23 protein-coding genes and 1 pseudogene are annotated in these 18,862 nt (G+C 52.5%); 18 read left to right on the top strand and 6 right to left on the bottom strand.

Annotated features, from left to right (window positions below):
• The first annotated feature begins 351 nt into the window (after positions 1 to 351).
• Both sufC and sufD read left to right on the top strand, forming a co-directional pair.
• Positions 352 to 1,101: a Fe-S cluster assembly ATPase SufC gene (gene sufC, locus ACH5Y9_RS13100; RefSeq protein WP_445366375.1), complete on the top strand. Its 750-nt coding sequence runs from the start codon at positions 352 to 354 to the stop codon at positions 1,099 to 1,101.
• Positions 1,098 to 2,387 (top strand): Fe-S cluster assembly protein SufD, encoded by a 1,290-nt coding sequence (gene sufD, locus ACH5Y9_RS13095; RefSeq protein ID WP_445366374.1) that lies wholly within the window; start codon positions 1,098 to 1,100, stop codon positions 2,385 to 2,387. Before sufC ends, sufD begins: the two co-directional genes overlap by 4 nt.
• Here sufD and ACH5Y9_RS13090 read toward each other — a convergent pair.
• Positions 2,382 to 2,942, bottom strand: coding sequence for a Uma2 family endonuclease (locus ACH5Y9_RS13090; RefSeq protein WP_445366373.1), 561 nt, complete (start codon positions 2,940 to 2,942; stop codon positions 2,382 to 2,384). The genes sufD and ACH5Y9_RS13090 overlap by 6 nt on opposite strands.
• An 80-nt stretch (positions 2,943 to 3,022) precedes the next feature.
• On the opposite strand from ACH5Y9_RS13090, the gene ACH5Y9_RS13085 reads away from it, so the two are divergent.
• The 16 genes and pseudogenes from ACH5Y9_RS13085 to ACH5Y9_RS13010 all read left to right on the top strand — a co-directional run bounded on the left by ACH5Y9_RS13085 (position 3,023) and on the right by ACH5Y9_RS13010 (position 14,381).
• Positions 3,023 to 4,246, top strand: coding sequence for a SufS family cysteine desulfurase (locus tag ACH5Y9_RS13085; RefSeq protein WP_445366372.1), 1,224 nt, complete (start codon positions 3,023 to 3,025; stop codon positions 4,244 to 4,246).
• Positions 4,246 to 4,698, top strand: coding sequence for a Fe-S cluster assembly sulfur transfer protein SufU (gene sufU, locus ACH5Y9_RS13080; protein WP_033157393.1), 453 nt, complete (start codon positions 4,246 to 4,248; stop codon positions 4,696 to 4,698). The genes ACH5Y9_RS13085 and sufU overlap by 1 nt, the downstream gene beginning before the upstream one ends.
• A 19-nt stretch (positions 4,699 to 4,717) precedes the next feature.
• Positions 4,718 to 5,479, top strand: coding sequence for a class I SAM-dependent methyltransferase (locus ACH5Y9_RS13075; RefSeq protein WP_445369892.1), 762 nt, complete (start codon positions 4,718 to 4,720; stop codon positions 5,477 to 5,479).
• Positions 5,480 to 5,515: 36 nt separating this feature from the next.
• Positions 5,516 to 5,830, top strand: a complete 315-nt coding sequence (locus tag ACH5Y9_RS13070) for a non-heme iron oxygenase ferredoxin subunit (RefSeq protein WP_171694738.1) — start codon at positions 5,516 to 5,518, stop codon at positions 5,828 to 5,830.
• Positions 5,831 to 5,925: 95 nt separating this feature from the next.
• On the top strand, positions 5,926 to 6,714 hold the full coding sequence (lgt, locus tag ACH5Y9_RS13065; protein WP_319960541.1) for a prolipoprotein diacylglyceryl transferase: 789 nt from the start codon (positions 5,926 to 5,928) through the stop codon (positions 6,712 to 6,714).
• An 85-nt stretch (positions 6,715 to 6,799) separates the two neighbouring features.
• Entirely contained in the window at positions 6,800 to 7,897 is a 1,098-nt protein-coding gene (gene prfB, locus ACH5Y9_RS13060) for a peptide chain release factor 2 (RefSeq protein ID WP_171694740.1), read from the top strand.
• A gap of 51 nt (positions 7,898 to 7,948) precedes the next feature.
• Positions 7,949 to 8,182, top strand: coding sequence for a hypothetical protein (locus ACH5Y9_RS13055; RefSeq protein WP_129871371.1), 234 nt, complete (start codon positions 7,949 to 7,951; stop codon positions 8,180 to 8,182).
• Positions 8,183 to 8,251: 69 nt separating this feature from the next.
• The gene (locus ACH5Y9_RS13050; RefSeq protein ID WP_033157397.1) at positions 8,252 to 8,482 is read left to right on the top strand and encodes a DUF433 domain-containing protein; all 231 of its coding nucleotides are present in this window, start codon (positions 8,252 to 8,254) and stop codon (positions 8,480 to 8,482) included.
• Positions 8,483 to 8,490: 8 nt separating this feature from the next.
• Positions 8,491 to 8,847, top strand: a complete 357-nt coding sequence (locus tag ACH5Y9_RS13045) for a DUF5615 family PIN-like protein (protein ID WP_445366371.1) — start codon at positions 8,491 to 8,493, stop codon at positions 8,845 to 8,847.
• Positions 8,848 to 8,885: 38 nt separating this feature from the next.
• Positions 8,886 to 10,382, top strand: coding sequence for a lysine--tRNA ligase (gene lysS / locus ACH5Y9_RS13040; protein ID WP_445366370.1), 1,497 nt, complete (start codon positions 8,886 to 8,888; stop codon positions 10,380 to 10,382).
• Between the two features lie 54 nt (positions 10,383 to 10,436).
• Positions 10,437 to 10,925: a flavin reductase family protein gene (locus ACH5Y9_RS13035; protein ID WP_445366369.1), complete on the top strand. Its 489-nt coding sequence runs from the start codon at positions 10,437 to 10,439 to the stop codon at positions 10,923 to 10,925.
• A gap of 223 nt (positions 10,926 to 11,148) precedes the next feature.
• Positions 11,149 to 11,367 carry a Nif11-like leader peptide family natural product precursor gene (locus ACH5Y9_RS13030; RefSeq protein WP_033157401.1) on the top strand — a complete coding sequence of 73 codons (219 nt, stop codon included), beginning with the start codon at positions 11,149 to 11,151 and terminating at the stop codon, positions 11,365 to 11,367.
• A 132-nt stretch (positions 11,368 to 11,499) separates the two neighbouring features.
• Positions 11,500 to 12,319, top strand: a pseudogene (gene folP, locus ACH5Y9_RS13025) (dihydropteroate synthase).
• Complete coding sequence (locus tag ACH5Y9_RS13020) at positions 12,295 to 13,230, top strand: 1-aminocyclopropane-1-carboxylate deaminase/D-cysteine desulfhydrase (protein ID WP_445366368.1); 936 nt, start codon at positions 12,295 to 12,297, stop codon at positions 13,228 to 13,230. Before folP ends, ACH5Y9_RS13020 begins: the two are co-directional and overlap by 25 nt.
• A 102-nt stretch (positions 13,231 to 13,332) precedes the next feature.
• Complete coding sequence (locus ACH5Y9_RS13015; RefSeq protein WP_445366367.1) at positions 13,333 to 14,034, top strand: hypothetical protein; 702 nt, start codon at positions 13,333 to 13,335, stop codon at positions 14,032 to 14,034.
• On the top strand, positions 14,034 to 14,381 hold the full coding sequence (locus tag ACH5Y9_RS13010) for a hypothetical protein (RefSeq protein ID WP_445366366.1): 348 nt from the start codon (positions 14,034 to 14,036) through the stop codon (positions 14,379 to 14,381). The genes ACH5Y9_RS13015 and ACH5Y9_RS13010 overlap by 1 nt, the downstream gene beginning before the upstream one ends.
• A gap of 4 nt (positions 14,382 to 14,385) precedes the next feature.
• On the opposite strand, the gene ACH5Y9_RS13005 is transcribed toward ACH5Y9_RS13010, so the two are convergent.
• The 5 genes from ACH5Y9_RS13005 to ACH5Y9_RS12985 all read right to left on the bottom strand — a co-directional run bounded on the left by ACH5Y9_RS13005 (position 14,386) and on the right by ACH5Y9_RS12985 (position 18,692).
• A complete protein-coding gene (locus ACH5Y9_RS13005; RefSeq protein ID WP_033157405.1) occupies positions 14,386 to 14,595 on the bottom strand; it encodes a dodecin in 210 nt (69 codons plus the stop codon).
• 5 nt (positions 14,596 to 14,600) lie between these two features.
• Positions 14,601 to 15,227 carry a thiamine phosphate synthase gene (gene thiE, locus ACH5Y9_RS13000; protein WP_445366365.1) on the bottom strand — a complete coding sequence of 209 codons (627 nt, stop codon included), beginning with the start codon at positions 15,225 to 15,227 and terminating at the stop codon, positions 14,601 to 14,603.
• Positions 15,224 to 16,009 (bottom strand): bifunctional hydroxymethylpyrimidine kinase/phosphomethylpyrimidine kinase, encoded by a 786-nt coding sequence (thiD, locus tag ACH5Y9_RS12995; RefSeq protein WP_445366364.1) that lies wholly within the window; start codon positions 16,007 to 16,009, stop codon positions 15,224 to 15,226. Before thiD ends, thiE begins: the two co-directional genes overlap by 4 nt.
• Complete coding sequence (locus tag ACH5Y9_RS12990; protein ID WP_445366363.1) at positions 16,006 to 17,961, bottom strand: BRCT domain-containing protein; 1,956 nt, start codon at positions 17,959 to 17,961, stop codon at positions 16,006 to 16,008. Before ACH5Y9_RS12990 ends, thiD begins: the two co-directional genes overlap by 4 nt.
• Positions 17,962 to 18,155: 194 nt before the next feature.
• On the bottom strand, positions 18,156 to 18,692 hold the full coding sequence (locus ACH5Y9_RS12985; RefSeq protein ID WP_051670098.1) for a transcriptional repressor: 537 nt from the start codon (positions 18,690 to 18,692) through the stop codon (positions 18,156 to 18,158).
• Between the last annotated feature and the right edge of the window lie 170 nt (positions 18,693 to 18,862).

Genomic DNA, 18,862 nt, shown 5'->3' with positions numbered 1-18,862 from the left:
TTGAACGGATCAGCCCGAAGGGGTGCGGCAAGGATGCCGCACGTTGCCGAAGGGGCAGGAAGCCCCTTTCGACAACCCCGTTCAAAAGCGAGGAGCGCAGGGTCAAAGCGGCATCCGGGTGTCTTTTCTTTTGGATACTTTTCTTTGGACAAGCAAAGAAAAGTATCTCGGCTGTCGGGCCGAGACCCGACTTTAAAAAACCGTCGCGTTAGCGACACATAATTTAAATGCTGGGTTATTCAACCTAGCCAGGCTAATGATGACGCTGGAGCGTCAAAAGCTGCGTTCCCACGCCGGAGCGTGGGAACGATTAGGTTCGGAATTATTTAAAAAACTTAGGTGACTAAACGTATGCTCAGCATCAAAAATCTCCACGTAACCATCAACGACAAACCCATCTTAAAAGGCCTAACCCTGGACATAAACCCAGGCGAAGTCCACGCCATCATGGGCCCCAACGGTGCCGGTAAAAGCACCTTGTCGCACGTATTGTCCGGCAAGCCCGGTTACGAAGTCACCGAAGGCAGCGTGACCAACAACGGCAAAGATTTGCTGGAGATGGCCCCTGAAATCCGCGCCCGCGAAGGCGTGTTTCTAGCGTTTCAATACCCGGTGGAAATCCCCGGCGTCAGCAACATTTATCTGTTGAAGGCCGCACTCAATGCCATGCGCAAGCATCACGGCTTGCCGGAAGTGGATGCGATGGATTTTCTGACCATCGTCAAAAGCAAGGTCAAATTGTTGCAGATGGACGAGAAGTTTTTGTACCGCGCGGTTAACGAAGGTTTTTCCGGCGGCGAGAAGAAGCGTAACGAAATTTTGCAGGCGGCGGTGCTGGAGCCGAAATTGTGCATTCTCGACGAGACCGATTCGGGATTGGACATCGACGCGCTGCGTATCGTGGCCGAAGGCGTTAACTCGCTACGTTCCGCCGAGCGTTCGTTCCTGATGATTACCCATTACCAACGCTTGCTGGATTACATTAAGCCTGATGTCGTGCATGTGTTGGCCGACGGCAAAATCGTCAAATCCGGTGGCCCGGAACTGGCGCTGGAATTGGAAGAGCGCGGTTACAGCTGGCTGGAAGGGCAAGCGGCATGAGCGGCGCGGCGTATTTGACAGCCTATCCGGCGTTGGCGGCTAGCTTGCCGGGCCTGGATTTGCCTTGGTTGCAAGGCTTTAGACAGCAAGGCTTGCAGACTTTCGCGGTCAGCGGTTTTCCCGGCAATCGCGAAGAAGAGTGGCGTTATACCAATCTGTCGGCGTTGAATAAAACCGTGTTTGCGCCCAGTGCCAGCCAGCTGGTCGATGAAGATTGGTTGAACCAATATCGCTTGGAGGATGCTGCGAGTGTGGTGTTGGTTAATGGCCAATTTTCCGCGTCCTTGTCTCGGCTGCAAGATTTGTCAGGCCAGGTGTCTGTTTCCAGTGTGAAACAGGCTTTGCAAGATAATCCCGCCTGGCTGGAAAGCAGATTGGGTCAAGCTGTGAGCAGCGCTGAACATAATCTAGTGGCGTTCAATAATGCCTGGTTTACCGACGGTGTGCTGATCGAAGTGGCGGCCAAGCAGCAGTTGGACCGGCCATTGCAGATTCTGCATGTGGTGACCCAGACCGATGCGCTGGCGGCGCCCCGTAATTTGCTAGTGATCAACGAGCAAGCCGAAGCGGAAATCATCGAAACCTATGTGGGTAGCGTTGATAGTTATTTCACCGCCTCGGTTAACGAATGCCTATTGGGCAACAATGCGGGTTTGACGCTGTATAAAGTGCAGCTGGAAACTGAAAAAGCCCAGCATTTTGGCGGTACCTATGTGAAGCAGGCGCGGGATAGCCGCTTCAATCACCACAATTTTGCCTTGGGCAGCGGCCTGGCGCGCAGCGATATTCATAGTGATCTGGATACCGCAGCGGAGTGTTCATTGAACGGGCTATTTGTGGCCGGCAAGCGCCAGCATATCGACAATCACACGCGGATTAAGCATCTAAAACCGCACGGCATTAGCCGCGAGTTTTACAAAGGCGTGTTGGATAACAAGGCGCGTGGGGTGTTTCAAGGCAGGGTGATCGTAGCCGAAGATGCGCAGCGTACCGATTCGGAAATGAACAACCGCAACCTGCTGTTATCGGCGGATGCCGAAGTGGACACCAAGCCGCAGTTGGAAATTTACGCCGACGATGTGAAATGTTCGCACGGGGTGACGGTAGGGCAGTTGGAAGAAAAATCGGTGTTTTATCTGCAATCGCGCGGCCTGGATGAAGAGGCGGCCCGAAACATTTTGACGTTTGCGTTTGCCAACGAGATGGTGGATAAGGTTGATAACGCCGAATTAAAAGCCTTGCTGTTGGAGCAGCTATTGGTGCGGTTTCCGGCGATCAGTTTATAAGATAGCCGCTACCGAGACCTGAAGCGCCGGTAACGCCACCAGATCGATGCTATCGGCGGTTGTCAGCACGGATCGATCCAGATAGTCGCCGTCTTGCGGTTGCCGATACACTTCCAGGCACTGGTCGAGCAGATTGACGATCCAGTATTCGTTAATGCCGTGGGTGGCATACAGCCGCAGTTTTTGAGTGCGGTCGAAGCGCAGTGTGCTGTCGGAGACTTCGACTAGTAATAAGACGTCGGCGGCTTCAGGGTGGCGGGTCGTGTAATCATCGGCATCTGGTTTGACTAGAGTCAAATCCGGCTCTGGTTCCGAAAGGTCGCCCAATTGGAGTGGGCTTTGTATGCGGACGGCTACACCTTGATTCCATAAATTGGCAAAAATACGATTTAAGCGATTGACGTGGCCAGCATGATTGAATCCTATAGGTGCCATAGTGAGAATTTCTCCTTCAATCAATTCCAAACGGCTTTCGGGCGGAAAAATTCCGGCCTCGCCCATGCGGTGCCATTCGGCGATGTCGGTGAGGTGTTTTTGCGGAAAGACGGCGACCATAGAGTTATCCCATTAGCGAATCGACTTACTCGATTCTAGTGTTTAGTACAGACGAAATCAATTAAACCAAACAGTTAGCGATGAGCATATTTCCAGTAGAACAAATCCGCGCCGATTTTCCCATCCTCGGCGAAACCATCCGTAACAAACCCTTGGTGTATCTGGATAACGCCGCCAGTTGCCAAAAGCCGCAAGCGGTCATCGACAGCATCGTGCACACCTATAGTCACGAATATGCCAACATCCATCGCGGCGTGCACACCTTAAGCGTCCGCGCTACGGATAAGTTTGAAGGGGCGCGGGAAAAGGTCAGGGCGTTTATCAATGCCGCCAGCACTAAGGAAATTATTTTCGTGCGCGGGGCGACCGAGGCGATCAATCTGGTGGCGCAGAGCTACGGCAAATCGCAACTCAAAGCCGGTGACGAAATTATCATCAGCGCGATGGAACATCACGCCAACATCGTGCCTTGGCAAATGCTTTGCCAGCAAATCGGTGCGGTGTTGAAAGTCGCGCCGATGAATCAGCAGGGCGAGTTGCTGTTCGACGAATTCGAAAAACTGTTGAACGCCAATACCAAACTGGTGGCGATCACCCAGATGTCCAATGCTTTGGGCAGCATCAATCCCGTTGAGAAGATCATCGCGGCCGCCCACGCCAAAAACATTCCGGTGCTGTTGGATGGTGCGCAGGCCATTCCGCATATGGCGGTGGATGTGCAAGCCCTGGATTGCGATTTTTACGTGTTTTCCGGCCACAAGATTTATGGACCGTCCGGCACAGGTGTGCTCTACGGCAAGCTGGCTTTGCTGGAAGCGATGCCACCCTACCAGGGTGGTGGCGATATGATACGGCAGGTGACCTTCGCAAAAACCGAGTACGCCGGTCTGCCGCATAAATTTGAAGCCGGCACCCCGGCCATCGCCGAAATCATCGGCTTGGGCGCGGCTATCGACTATGTCAGCGGTATTGGTATGGACAACATCGCCGCTTACGAGGCCGAGCTGCTGGATTACGCCACGCAGCAAGCCGAGCGGATCAAGGGTCTGAACATCATCGGCCAGGCGACCCACAAGGGCGGAATTTTGTCGTTCACGCTGGATCGGATTCACCCGCACGACATTGGCACCATGCTGGATAGTTTGGGTATTGCCATCCGCGCCGGCCATCATTGCGCGATGCCGGTGATGGATTTTTACGGCGTACCGGCCACGGCGCGGGCCTCGTTTGCCATGTACAATACCCGCCAAGAAATCGATGTGTTGATGCAAGGCATCAAGTCCCTAATAGAGGTGTTTGGCTAATGTTTGAAGATTTACGCGATCTATACCAAGAGGTCATATTCGACCACAACCGCAATCCGCGCAATTTCCGGGTGATGGCAGATGCCAATCGCCAAGTAGAAGGCTTCAACCCTTTGTGCGGTGATCGGCTGACTTTGTTTTTGAAAATCGACGATCACGTGATCAGCGACGCCAGTTTTCAAGGTTCCGGTTGTGCGATTTCCACGGCGTCGGTATCGTTGATGACCGAAATTGTTAAAGGCAAAACTGAAGCCGAGGCCGATGCCTTGTTCAAGCAATTTCACGAAATGACCACCGGCAAAACCGAGGAAATCAATCTGGAGGCCATCGGTAAACTGGCGGTGTTGGCCGGCGTGCGCGAATACCCGGCTCGGGTGAAATGCGCGACTTTGGCTTGGCATACCTTGGATGCCGCTTTGAAAAACGAAGCGCAGTCTATTTCCACCGAGTAATTCCGCCCGCGTGACGAGTTTGTCCGAACAGGGGGCGGTGGTTTGTGCCGATGACTCGGTGTTGTCCACCAGTCAGGCTCTCGCCGAACGCTTGGGCTGGCCTTTGCTGGCCTTGCAAAGTTTACCCGCTGAATTGCCGCAAACGTTCTTTCTTTGTTATCGGGATGCTTGTCTGAAGTTGCTGGATAAACAAACCCTGAAAAAGGGTGGTTTGGCGGTGGATGTCGATCCGCGTCCCGGCGAGCAGCATTCCTACCCAGCTCCCAAAAAAGACTTGTTGGCGCAGGCCATCGGCAAGAAAACCAAAACCGTCGTCGATGGCACCACAGGCTGGGCCCAAGATAGCTTGGCGCTATTTCGCATGGGTTATCAACTGACCTGCATCGAGCGCTCGCCGGTGATGGCTGAACTGATTGCCGATGGTTTTCGGCGTCTGGCGCGGAAGGATTGGGTGCTAAACCGGCAACTGCAAACGCCCGAGTTACTGGTTGGAAATGCCATCGAATTACTCGCGGGTTTATCGGAAACACCGGATTGCATTTATCTGGACCCGATGTTTCCAGCCAAGCGCAAGCAAACCGCGGCAACCCGGAAATCGATGGCCATACTGCGCGATATATTGGGGGACGACCTGGATAGGGCGGAATTGTTCGCGACTGCTTGGCAAGCTACCGGCAAGCGGGTGGTAGTGAAAAGCCCCGACTATGCGGAGCCGCTGGGCGGCAAGCCTAGCGAAACTTATCAGGGTAAATTGCTTAGATACGATGTTTATCTGAAATGACTTTGCAGACGAAACTTAAACCCAAACGAGGCAAGCATGAGTGATTGGATAGATGTGGTGGCCGAATCGGCACTGGCAAACGGGGAGCATGTGCTGGTGGATGTCGATGGTACCGATGTGGCGGTTTTTAAAATCGATGGACAGTGTTATGCGATCGAAGACGTGTGCAGCCATGACGGCGCTGAAATCGCCAGTGGCGAGCTTGACGGCGACGAAATTGTTTGCCCGCGCCACGGCGCCCGGTTTTGCGTGAAAACCGGCGCGGTAAAATGTGCGCCGGCTTACGAAGATGTGGCTACTTTTGCGGTACGGATAGTTGACGGCCGGATACAAGTCGAGAATCCTAACTAAACCGGCGCCAGGCAAAAGATAAACGGCGAAAAAAGCCAGTCGGCGTTAGAATTCCCGATCTTTCGCGATTCAACCGTAACAACTCCCGCATCATCATGGAACACTTCATCTGGAATATAGACCCTATTCTCGTCGACTTCGGCTTCTTGAAAATCCGTTGGTACGGCTTGATGTTCGCATCCGGCTTTGTCGGCAGTTTTTTAACCATGCAATGGATTTACCAGCGTGAAGGTAAGAACATCGAAGAGCTGGATACCTTGCTTTGGTACATGGTGATTGCTACCATCGTCGGTGCGCGCCTGGGTCATACCATGCTCTACGATCCTGCTTATTATTTGTCTCACCCTTTGAAAATCCTGGCAGTCTGGGAAGGTGGGTTGGCCAGTCACGGCGCGACGCTGGGTATCATTCTGGCTTTATATTTATACCGGCGCAAATACGGTGATAGTTATTTCTGGTTGTTGGATCGCGTCAGTATCCCGACTGCGTTGGCCGGTGCGCTGATTCGCATCGGTAATTTTTTCAACTCCGAGATTTTAGGGATTCCGTCAGAACAACCCTGGGCCGTGGTGTTTGCGCGGATCGATCCGCTGCCGCGTCATCCGGTACAGCTATACGAAGCAGTGTGTTATCTGCTGATTTATGGGATTTCGTTGGCGATTTATAAAAAACACGCAGATAAGCCCGGTTTTGTGTTTGGCTGTTTCATCAGCATGCTGTTCAGCGTGCGGTTTGTTCTGGAATACTTTAAAACCGAGCAAGCCATGTACGACACCGGGGTGATGTTCACCACCGGCCAGCTACTCAGTATGCCGTTCGTGCTGGCCGGCATTGGCTGCATCGTTTGGTCTATGAAAAACCATCAGCCCAAGCCTGTCGCTTAATCGTTTATAATCCCCGACTTTCAATCGCCGGGGCTGCCCGGCGTATGCTGCCCCGTTGGGGTATCTGTTTCGGTTTTGAGAGTTCATGCAAGAAATTAATCCCATTAAATACAAGATAGCCGACCTGCGTGAGCGTAGCGCCGGTCTGAAAAGCTATCTGGATTTCGATACAAAAAGTGAGCGTTTGGTGGAAGTGCTGCGCGAGCTGGAAGATCCGGCGATCTGGAATAAGCCGGAACAAGCGCAAGCCATGGGTAAGGAGAGGGCAATGTTGGAAGGCATTGTCAATACTATCCTGGAACTGGAACAAGGCCTGTCCGACGCTGAAGAATTGCTGTTGATGGCGGTGGAAGAAAACGACGAAGATACCGTCGATACCGTGGCCGCCGATCTCGAAGAGTACGAAAAGAAAGTCGCGGCGTTGGAATTTCAACGCATGTTTGCCGGGGAAATGGACCCAAACAATGCGTTTTTGGATATTCAGGCCGGTTCCGGTGGTACCGAGGCCCAGGATTGGGCATCCATGATCGAACGGATGTATTTACGCTGGGGCGAGGCCAAGGGCTTTAAAACCGAGCTCATTGAAGAATCGCCTGGCGACGTGGCCGGCATCAAGAGCGCGACTATCAAGTTCGAAGGGCCGTATGCCTTTGGCTGGCTGCGCACCGAAACCGGCGTACATCGTTTGGTGAGAAAATCGCCGTTCGATTCCGGCAACCGCCGCCACACGTCGTTTGCCTCGGTATTTGTCTCACCTGAAATCGACGATGACGTCGAAATTGATATTAATCCCGCCGATTTGCGTATTGACGTGTACCGGGCCAGCGGTGCCGGTGGCCAGCACGTCAACCGGACCGAATCGGCGGTGCGGATTACCCATGGCCCCAGCGGTATCGTCACCCAATGCCAAAGCGACCGCTCGCAGCACAAAAATAAAGACACTGCGATGAAGCAGCTAAAAGCCAAACTGTACGAGATGGAAATGCTGAAACGTAGCGAAGGCTTGCAGGCGATTGAAGATTCCAAGTCCGACATCGGCTGGGGCAGCCAGATTCGCTCCTACGTATTGGATCAATCCCGCATCAAGGACCTACGTACCAATGTCGAAACCGGCAATACCCAGGCGGTTTTGGATGGCTCGCTGGATCAGTTTATTGAGGCTAGTTTGAAGAGCGGGTTGTAAGTTTGATAATCATTAATTACGTCGTCGCCAAAGCATGAGTGGTGTGTTTGAATGACACAAAATAACAACGAATTTTCATCTTTATCTGATCATGAACTCGTGGATGCGTATGGGCATTCTGGAGACCCTTGGGTTCATGAAATGATTAGAGCAGAAGAACGTCGGCGCATGGCCGAGCGTGCTTTAGCTCAAGCGACAATATCCAACAAAATCGCAATCGCTTCTTTGGTGATAGCATTTGCAAGCCTAATTGTTGCGATTCTAGCATTACTTAAAACTGATTGACGCACACTGGGCATCATAGGGAAACGCTCCCGCTTTACTTCAAGCTCTGAATTTACTGTCGGAGGGACTATGAAAGGTTTTTCACGGATTACGTTTGACGCTACGGTGATGGGCGGAAAACCCTGTCTGCGAGGACTAAGGGTGACAGCGGGAATGCTTGTTGGTTTGGTGGCCAGTGGCTATTCGACCGAACAGATACTGGAGTTGTACCCTTATTTGGAAGCCGATGATGTTACGGAAGCCCTTCGTTTCGCCGCGTGGAGAGCCGAGGAGATTGAGTTACCATTGAATGCCGCGTGAAAATATTATTGGACATGAATTTATCCCCTGCTTGGACAGGTGTGCTAAACCAAGCAGGGTTCGATTCCGTACACTGGTCCACAGTCGGCCCTGCGGATGCTCCAGACGTTCAGTTATTTAAATGGGCCAGGGAAAATGAAGCCCTGGTATTTACCCACGATTTGGATTTTGGCGCGCTGTTAGCGTTGACCGGTGTGGAAGCACCGAGCGTGTTTCAAATTCGTACCCAAAATATTTCACCACAAGTGCTCGGACCGAGAGCTATTGAATTGTTGCACCGCTTCAAAACGGAGCTTGATAATGGTGCTTTGATCGTTGCCGACGAATTGCGCGAAAGAGTAAGGTTGTTGCCCTTAAGTCGCTAAATTTAAGCCTAATTTATCTCTATTAATAATTTTTGAAAATGTCAGAACTCGAACACGACGAACAAGAACAGATCAAACAACGCCGCGAAAAACTAAACGCACTACGCGAAGAAGGTATCGCATTTCCGACCGATTTTCGGCGTAATGTGGTGGCCGGCGAATTGCTGGCCGAATATGGCGATAAATCCGAAGAGGAATTATTAGCCGAACCGATTCGGGTGAAGATCGCCGGGCGGATGATGACGCGGCGTATCATGGGCAAAGCCAGTTTCTGCCATTTACAGGATATGTCCGGACAGATACAGGTCTATGTCGCGCGCGATAATCTGCCGGAAGGGGTTTACAACGACCAGTTCAAGAAGTGGGATATCGGCGACATTATCGGTGCGGAAGGCATCTTATTCAAAACCAAGGTCGGCGAACTCAGCGTCAAAGTCGATGACATTCGACTGCTGACCAAAGCCTTACGGCCGCTGCCGGAAAAATTCCACGGTATCGCCGATCAAGAGATCAAATACCGTCAGCGTTATCTGGATTTGATCATGAGCGACGAGACGCGCAAAACCTTCCTGATGCGCTCGAAAATCGTCAATTACATCCGCGAATTTTTGATCGCGCGCGACTTCCTGGAAGTGGAAACGCCGATGATGCAAGTCATCCCCGGCGGCGCGACGGCAAGACCGTTCACTACCTTCCATAATGCGCTGGATATGGAGTTGTATCTGCGGATTGCGCCGGAACTGTATCTGAAAAGGCTGGTGGTCGGCGGCTTCGAGCGGGTGTTCGAGATCAATCGTAACTTCCGCAATGAAGGTTTGTCGACCCGCCACAACCCCGAATTCACGATGATGGAGTTCTACCAAGCCTACGCCGAATACGGCGATTTGATGGACCTGACCGAAGCGATGCTGAAAGGCATCGCCGAAGACGTGGTCGGCAACAGCATCATCGAATATCAAGGCGATCAATACGATTTCGGCCAGCCGTTCGTGCGGATGACGGTGTTGGAATCCATCCTGCATTTCAACCCCGAATTGACTTTGGCTGATCTGACGACTCGGGAAGCGGCCGTGAAAGTTGCCGAGAATTTAAAGATTCCGGTGAAAGACAGTTATGGCTTGGGCAAGGTACAGATCGAGATTTTCGAAAAAACCGTCGAACACCGTTTGATGAATCCGACCTTTATCACTGCTTACCCGGTGGAAGTGTCGCCGTTGGCGCGCCGTAACGACAACGATCCGCATGTCACCGACCGTTTCGAATTCTTCGTCGGCGGCCGCGAGATTGCCAACGGCTTTACCGAGTTGAACGACGCCGAAGACCAAGCCGAGCGCTTCCAGAAACAGGTCGAGGAAAAAGAAGCTGGCGACAACGAAGCCATGCATTTCGATGCCGACTACATTACCGCGCTGGAGCATGGTATGCCGCCGACCGCGGGCGAGGGCATTGGTATCGACCGTTTGGTGATGCTGTTTACCAACTCACCGAGCATTCGCGACGTGCTGTTGTTCCCGCACATGCGTCCCAAAAACTGATGTCACAATCAGACGACTATGCCGTGTTATCGCTATTGGATCTAAGAGAAAATTATGAGCGTTGAAGCCAAAGAATTTAAAAATGCCCTGAAATTATGGGCCAGCGGTGTGACAGTGGTGACAACCCAAGGGCGCGATAATCAGCCCCGAGGCATGACCGCCACGGCGTTTAGCAGCGTGTCCGTGGAGCCGCCGCAAATATTGGTTTGCCTTAACCAAGCGACCGATACTGGTGCTGCTTTGTTGGAAAGCCGCCGCTTCGCCGTGAATATTCTGAATAGTGCACAAGAAGACGTTTCCAATCAATTTGCCGGCAGTACCACCCAAGAACAGCGCTTTGCCAGCATTGCTTGGCAAGCCGGTGAAAATGGCGCGCCTATTTTGAACGAAGCTCTGGCGGCACTGGAGTGTCGGGTAGTGCAACAAGTTCAGGCTGGTAGCCACTGGGTGATTATCGGTGAAGTCGATAGGGTAGTGTGCCGGGAAGGCGAGCCTTTGCTTTACTATCATTCCGCTTACCGCACGGTGGCGGCGCAAGATTAAGCCAAAATCCTCCTTGCGAATTGTTGCTTGATAGAGCAGACAATTGTCGTATACCCGACAAATTTCTCATGAATTGTGTGTGAATAGACGCGATTGTTGCCGGGTTTGTTGATTTGTAACGCCATGAACCGCATGAAAAATAACGGTCATATAGATATGGCCGATTTTTTGCTTAGGAGAGATTGGATTTTATCCATCTTTCAGAGTTATCACGGAGTTATCAATGTCAATCAAGGTTATCAAAGAGTTTTCTGAAAAATCCAAAAGCGATGAGGGCTTGAAAGAAAAGCTGAAAGCCTGTCTCAAAATCAAGGAGCTATTGTTATTGGGTAAGGAATACGGGTTCGAAATCGATGAAGTGGAATTGTACCCACCCAACGAGCCGCAATTTGTTGAAGAACAGCTTTCAGAAAAACTTGCCAAAGCTCTGCTCAGAGTTTAACGATTGAGTGCCATCCTGCCTCCCGGCGGGGTGGCACCGTTATCGGTAAGGCGAAAACGGCAGCCGGTAAATTCTAAAAACGACTCGACAACGGTAAACTAAACGTTTGCGGCTATCGAGGAGTTTTCAAACATGTTCAATGCTATCCACGCTCCCCAACTGATGGGGATACTCAATGTCACGCCCGATAGTTTTTCCGATGGCGGCAAATTTACTGGCGTGGTGGCAGCGATAGCTCAAGCTGAAAAAATGATCGCTGAAGGCGCCGATATTATCGATGTCGGCGGTGAGTCGACGCGGCCTGGCTCCGATCCCGTTATGGCGGATGAGCAAATTCGCCGAGTGGTGCCGGTGATTAACGCGATCCGTGCGAACAATCCCCAAGTTCAAATCAGTATAGATACCACCTTAAGCCAGGTTGCAGCAGCAGCGGTGACGGCGGGGGCGAGTATCATCAACGATGTCTCGGCCGGCCAAGGCGACCCTAAGATGTTGGCTTTTGCGGCAACAACGCAAGTTCCCATCATCCTGATGCATATGCAGGGCACGCCCAAAACCATGCAAGATAGGCCGCATTACGACGACGTGTTGACCGAGGTACTCACCGCTTTGCAACAACGCATTTCAGAAGCATTGGCGGCAGGCGTGTTGCCGGAAAACATCGCGATAGATCCAGGGATCGGTTTTGGCAAAGGCAAACAGGACAATATCGATCTGTTGGCGCATTTATCCCGCTTCGTCGACTTGGGTTATCCCGTGTTATTGGGAACCAGACCGCAAGCGCTTCATGGGTAGCATCTGCAATGTCAGCGAACCCGCAGAGTTGGTTACCGCGACAGCCGTGACCACGGCGTTAGGGGTGATGGCGGGAGTACAAATATTTCGGGTTCATGATGTCAAAGCCAACCGGCAGGCAGCGGATGTGGCGTGGGCCATCAAGCAGGCACAGTGACCGATCTTCATCCGCGGCTACAGAAATTGCAGGCTAAATTGGCGGTATCGCCGCTGACTAAGATCAACGACCCGGAATTAGCGGACCGACAGTTGGAGTTGTGGATCAAGCGCGATGACTTGCTACATCCGATTATCTCCGGCAATAAATGGCGTAAGCTCAAATATATCCTCAATCAGGCCTTACACAATGGCGCCGACACTATCGTCAGCATGGGCGGCGCCTATTCCAATCATTTACACGCTCTGGCTTTTACCGGTAAAGCCTTGGGGCTGAAAACCATAGGCTATATTCGCGGCGAGCAGCCCGCGCAACTTAATGCCACGCTGCATGATCTGCTTGATTGGGGCATGGAGCTGCGTTTTGTGTCGCGTAGCGACTACCGGCAATTGCGCGATTACAAAGGTCACGACAGCTTACCTGAACTGCAGGCCGGCCAATATTGGCTGCCGGAAGGTGGAGCCACCGACTTGGCTTTGCAAGGCGTTGCCGAACTGATCGATGAAATTGACGTCGGCTTTGATACGCTGGTCGTTGCCTGCGGCACGGGCACCACTTTGGCAGGTTTGCTTACCTCGCCGCTAACTCAACAGGCTATCGGTGCGGCAGCGCTGAAGGGTGGCGACTTTCTAATCGACGATGTCGAGCAATTGCTGAATAATCAGGGAATCATCAGTCATGCGGACCGGCGAATTCTGGTGGATTACCATTTCGGCGGTTTCGCCAAAACGACGCCGGCTTTGTTGGCGTTTATGCAGGATTTTCAACGGCAACACGGTATCGAGCTGGAACCGATCTACACCGGAAAATTGCTGTTTGCGCTCTACGATTTAATCCGGAAGGGGTATTTCCCGGCTGGGCAGCGGATAGTGGCAATCCATACCGGCGGTTTGCAAGGCAAGCGCAAGTAATATTCCCTGTCGTGTTACCAGTTAAAAATCAGATAGATATTGAGTCATTACCCAAAATGGTGATAATAGCCGCTGCCTAAAAAATAATAACAAGGTGGCACCGTGGTTGCGCAGATCATTTCATTCCCCGAGCAAAAAAGTAGCAATAAACTGGCGGTGTCTTTCCGCTTTTTACTGAGTTTGTACGCCATTGTGCCACTGTGCTTATTGGTCCTTTGGGTAGACGAATTCGGCTTTAATTTCGCATTACGCGATATGCTGCCCAGTAGCCCCACGCATTTTTTGTTGTTTCAAATTTTGTTCGGTACTCCGCATATAGTGGCCAGTAATCTGTTGTTGGTCAGCCACCAGGACTATCTGCAAGCCTTTAAAAGCAAATTAATCGCCATGACTTTGTTCATCATGGTGTTTTTCGGCATCGGCAGCCTGTTTATTCCTTATCGCGCACTGTACATCATTACTGCCTGCTGGACGGTCTACCACGTCTTGAAACAACAGCATGGTATCGCCAAAGCCGCGTGCCGCTTGCCGGGCTGGGCGTTTTACCTGCAACTGTGGCTCAGCGTCGGTGCCGGTATCTTCATTTACATGGGGATTTTTCTGAAAAACAGCCTGGAGCCGGAACAAGCCGCCCAAGTGTTGCAAATTGCCAGCGTGCTGACGACGGCTTTGGTTATCAGCACGGTGTTTTGCCAACGTTACGTGCCGACCGCTTGGGTATCTATTTTTTGTGGGCTAACACACTGCTGGTCGTTAGCAGTTGGTATGTTTACAGCCAGCAGTATTATTTCCTGGCGATCTTGATGCCCCGTTTGGTGCACGACATCACCGCTTATAGTTTTTACGTGACTCACGACGTGAATCGTCACGGCGAACAGCCGCAGAATAATTTGTTCCGGGCGGCAACGGCAATTCGATTACCTGTTTGGCTGGTATTGCCGCTGCTGTCGTTTGTGTTGACCTACCTGTTACAGGCTTATGGCGACGATCTGGTCAATTTATTGCTGCAAACCCTGTTTTCCACGCAAATTTATAAAGCCGTCACCTTGGGTTTTCTTGGATATTTGGCCTTGATGCATTATTACACCGAGGCGTTTGTGTGGGCTGCCGGCTCGCCGCTAAGGCGTTATATTCGCTTTAGCGGCGTCTAATCGCCTAGTGCGGCAGCGTGTAACCCACTTTAATGGTGACCTGCCAATGCGCGACCTTGCCGTTATCGATATGGCCGCGGGTTTCCACAACTTCAAACCAACGCATGTTTTGGATGGTTTCGCCGGCTTTGGCGACGGCGTTCTCGATGGCTTGTTGGATGCCTAGGCTGGATGAGCCGGTTAGTTCGACTTTTTGATAGACATGTTCTGGCATGTTATTTACTCCGCTTGAGGGTTGAATAAGGCTTGGTAGGCGCGCGCGGCCGCTTCCGGTTCATGGTCAAATATGCCGCCTATCACCGCCAATAAGTCTGCGCCGGCCGCCAATAAAGTTCCACCATTTTCCGGCAGAATGCCGCCGATGGCGACTATTGGCACATTTATAAATTGTTTGGCGCGATGCAGGCTGATAATGTCGGCGGGGGCGGCCAATGGTTTTGAACCGGACGGGAAGAAGCGTCCGAATGCGACGTAGTCGGCGCCGGCAGCGGCCATGTTCTTGGCTTTGTCCACATCGTTATAACACGATACCCCAATGATGGCGTCTGGACCCAACAGGCGCCGCGCTGCAGCGATTTCGCCATCGTCGCGACCTAGATGCACACCGTCAGCACCGATACTCATCGCCAACTCGACACTGTCGTTAATCAACAGCGGAGCATCGTAAGCGTGGCAAACTTCCAACAAAAGCCTCGCTAATTGCGGCGCATCCAGCGGATTTTTGTCGCGGTATTGAATCACTCTAGCCCCGCCGCGCAAGGCCGCTTCGACGTCTTTTACGACTTGGGCAATCGTTTTGTTTTCGGGTTGGGTGATGGCGTACAAGCCCTGGCGCGGAAACTTCATGCTTCTACCCAAAATAAGCGGTCAGGATTGTGTTGGCCTTGTCCGGGACGGTAGGCGGCGGCCAGCGATTGCCAGGTAAATTCCTGAGCTTCGCTGACGGCGGTAAACACATCAAGACCCTGAGCCAGCAGGGCGGCGCTGGCGCTGGCCAGCGTGCAGCCCGAGCCGTGATAGCTGTGCGGCAAGCGCTCCCAATTAAAGGTTTCATGCAGGTCGTCGGGCATGTATAAGCGGTTGTGTACCAGCTCGGAGCTCTCGTGGGTGCCTGTGATCAGCACGAATTCGGCGCCTTTGCCCTGCAAGAAACGGCCGCAGTCGCCCAAATCGTTTTGCCCGGACAGACGGCGGGCTTCCTCGCTGTTGGGCGTCAATAAGGTAGTCAACGGTAGCAGTTGCTCGACGATAACATCAATTAATTGCTGGCCGGCCAATGCAGTGCCGCCGCCGGCTGCCAGTACCGGGTCCAGCACCACCGGAATAGCCGTATGTTGCCGCAAAATTTGCGCAATCGCTACAGCAACGCCGGCGTCGCCGATCAGGCCGATTTTGAACGCGGAGACTTTAAAGTCCGCCAACAGCGTTTGTGCTTGGCTGAGAATGTCTGCGGGCTGTTGCGGAATCAGCGTCTTGACGTTGCGGCTGTCCTGTTCGGTTAACGCCGTAATCACACTAGCCGCATGGCATTGGTGGCTATTTATGGCCTCGATGTCGGCTTGCACACCGGCGCCACCGCTGGGATCGTGGCCGGAAAAACAGACTACCACCGGGCGGTTGCGGCTCATAAGCCGTCTCCATTCAGCAAGGCTAGAAACTCTTGTTCGCTGATGACGCTGACGCCTTTCTCGCGAGCGGCGTTGGTTTTATTGGCGCCGACATTGTCGCCAGCGACCAGATAGTCGGTTTTCGCCGACACCGAGCTACCAACTTTAGCGCCTTTGCCTTTGGCTTGCTTGCTCAAGTCGTCGCGACTGCCGCTGTGTAAGGTGCCGGTGAAGACCAAGGTTTTGCCGGCTAACGGATGGGCGTTGTCGGTGGCCTGGTTTTGCGTCGAGGTTAGATTAAAACCCAGTGACATCAGGCTATCGAACAAGGGTTTGATTTTGGCAAAACCTTGGGTGATCACTGCGGCGGTTTTTTCCGCAAAACCTTCGATCGCGACGATGTTGGCTTCGCTGAGATTGAAAATCTCCGGCAACGCATAATGCGCCAACAGCCGTTCGCAGTTGCCTAGGCCCATTCGAAATACGCCGAAGGCCGACAGAAAGCGCCAGTCTTCGATGGCTTCGTTGCGGCTGCGCACTAATTGATCAACCAGGTTTTGCGATTGTTTGGGACCGAACCCCATGCTTTCGAATTCTGCGGCGGTTAAGGCGTAGATTTTGTCGACGCTTCGGATTTCGTTTTCGTAAAGCTTTTTGATGGTCGCAGCCCCGAAGCCGTCGTTGTTTTTCAGCACCCGAAAGAAATGTTCCATGCTGTTGCTGATTTGCGCCGGGCATTCCAGGTTGTTGGGGCAGACTAAATAATCGTTGTCCCAAATCAATTCGTGGCCGCAACTGGGGCAGGCTCTGGGTACTTGCGGTTCGGCCGGACGCAGTACTTCCTCGATTTTGGGGATGACCTCGCCGGAGCGGGCCAAGCGGATCAGCGCGCCAGGGCCTATGCCTTTATCCAGCACCATTTTGTAATGATGGGCGGTGGCTCGGGAAAGCAGGGCGCCGCTAAGGCGGACCGGTTCCAATTCCGCTACCGGCGTGATGCGCCCGGAACGCGAAGTTTGCGGGGTGATGCTGAGGATTTTGACTTCGGCAGTTTCCAGATTTTCCTTATAAGCCAGTTGCCAGCGGTGGTGGTGGCGGGTGGCGCCCATCGCTTGCTTGAGTTGCTCGTCGACGATTTCCAGAATCACGCCGTCCACGTCGTAATCCAGCTTATGCCAGATGTCTTTGACGATGGTTTCGAAGTTGTCGATCAGGTCCTGCCAGACTCCCTCCCAGCAAGGCAATATAGCAAACGGATAAAACACCGCCGCATGATCGGCGATGGCGCGTTCGGCATGTTCGTCCAACTCCTTTTCCTTGATCACGCTGGCTTGGAAGTTACGGGCATTGTCGAAAAATTCGGCCAGATTAGCGTCGAAATAACTGCGGCTGACCACGATCTCTCCGGCACCCAGGCCGCGCGGGCCTTGATTGGCGACTTGTAAGCCGCGTTCGAATACGCGGGTGATGTCGGTACCTTTGCGGCCGTCGCCACGGGTATACAGCATCCGGCCGTCGTCATAGGCTGCGTAGCCGTCCAATTTGGGCGTGACTTTAAAAGTCAGTTCGGCAAAGTTTTTATCCAATTCCAATGCAGCCTTCTCGATACGGCTGGCCCAACGCTCCACTTCTTCGCGGCTATAGGCTTTGTCGGTGGAGAGCATCACGGTTGGCAGATCGACGGTTTTACCCGCGAAAGCGGGTTCCGGCTCGACTGTGTGCAGCAGCGGATGCTCGGGCTGACGTTTTTTCAGTTCTGCCAGATAAACGAAGTCGTAATCGGCATCGCTGATAATCGGTTCGCCGCCGCGATACAAAGCGTTGGCAATCTCCAGGAACGTCACTAATTCACTGTCCGTGACGGTATGCAGCAAATCCGCGTGTGTGCACAATTCGCAAAAACGATTCTCACCAAGATCGTTCGAACTTAGCGTGGTCTGCAAAAGAATAGCTTTTTGACTGTCGGTAAGCATGCCGGGGATAGATGTGTCGGGTAGGGCGGCGATTATAGAGGATAATATCGCAAAAAAAAGGCGGGAGAGAGAACTCGCCCGCCGAAGCATCTATCTTTCAAGAGGATCATGTCAACGGTAGGAAATCGCGTGACATGGGCTTAATATAAAGTTTTCTAAGGAACAAGCGTTGATCTAGGTCAATGTTTGGCGGGTTATTGAATAGCCTGTTCTTCAGCCGTGTTGGTGGCGGGGTGGCAGGTTTTACACAAGCCGTGAATTTCAATGGTTTTACGCTGCGGTACGAAGCCGGCATCGCCAAGTTCTTTGGATAATGCGCTGAGTACCGAAGGCGCGGCGCGCTCCTGAACCGTATGGCAGGCGGTGCAGATTAACAGTAGTTGATCGTGTTGAGTGCCGGAGCAGTGGCAGCCGACGAACGCATTTAAACTCTCCACCCGATGAATCAGGCCTTGTTCCAACAGAAAATCCAAGGCCCGGTAGACTGTCGAGGGTTTTGCGGCGTCGTTTACCGGCCTGATTTGATCCAGCAAGTCGTAGGCTTTAACGGCCTTATGACTGTTCCAGATCAGCTCCAAAATCTTATGGCGGATGGGGGTCAGTTGTACGCCGCGCGTTAAGCAAAGTTGTTCGGCTACACTTATCGCCCTGTGGATGCATACGTTATGGTCATGCTCTGGTGCCGGGAAAGTTGCTTGGTCGGTCATTTTGCAAAGGGTGATTGGGTTCATTCATTTTGTGGATGCGGTAAGTTATAGTGCCAGCATAAACAACCCATTTCAAATCGAATTACCAAATAAATTTTGTGTGTTTTTAATGCGCGCGGTTAAGCGCCATAGTGTGGTTGTTTGGCGGTTTCTCGGCGGACTTTTGCGAGCGGCTATAAGTAATTTTGAGGCAA

This window comes from Methylomonas sp. BW4-1 (genome assembly GCF_052474385.1).
Note: the sequence above shows the minus strand (reverse complement) of the source record. Positions and strands in the feature narration are given on the sequence as shown.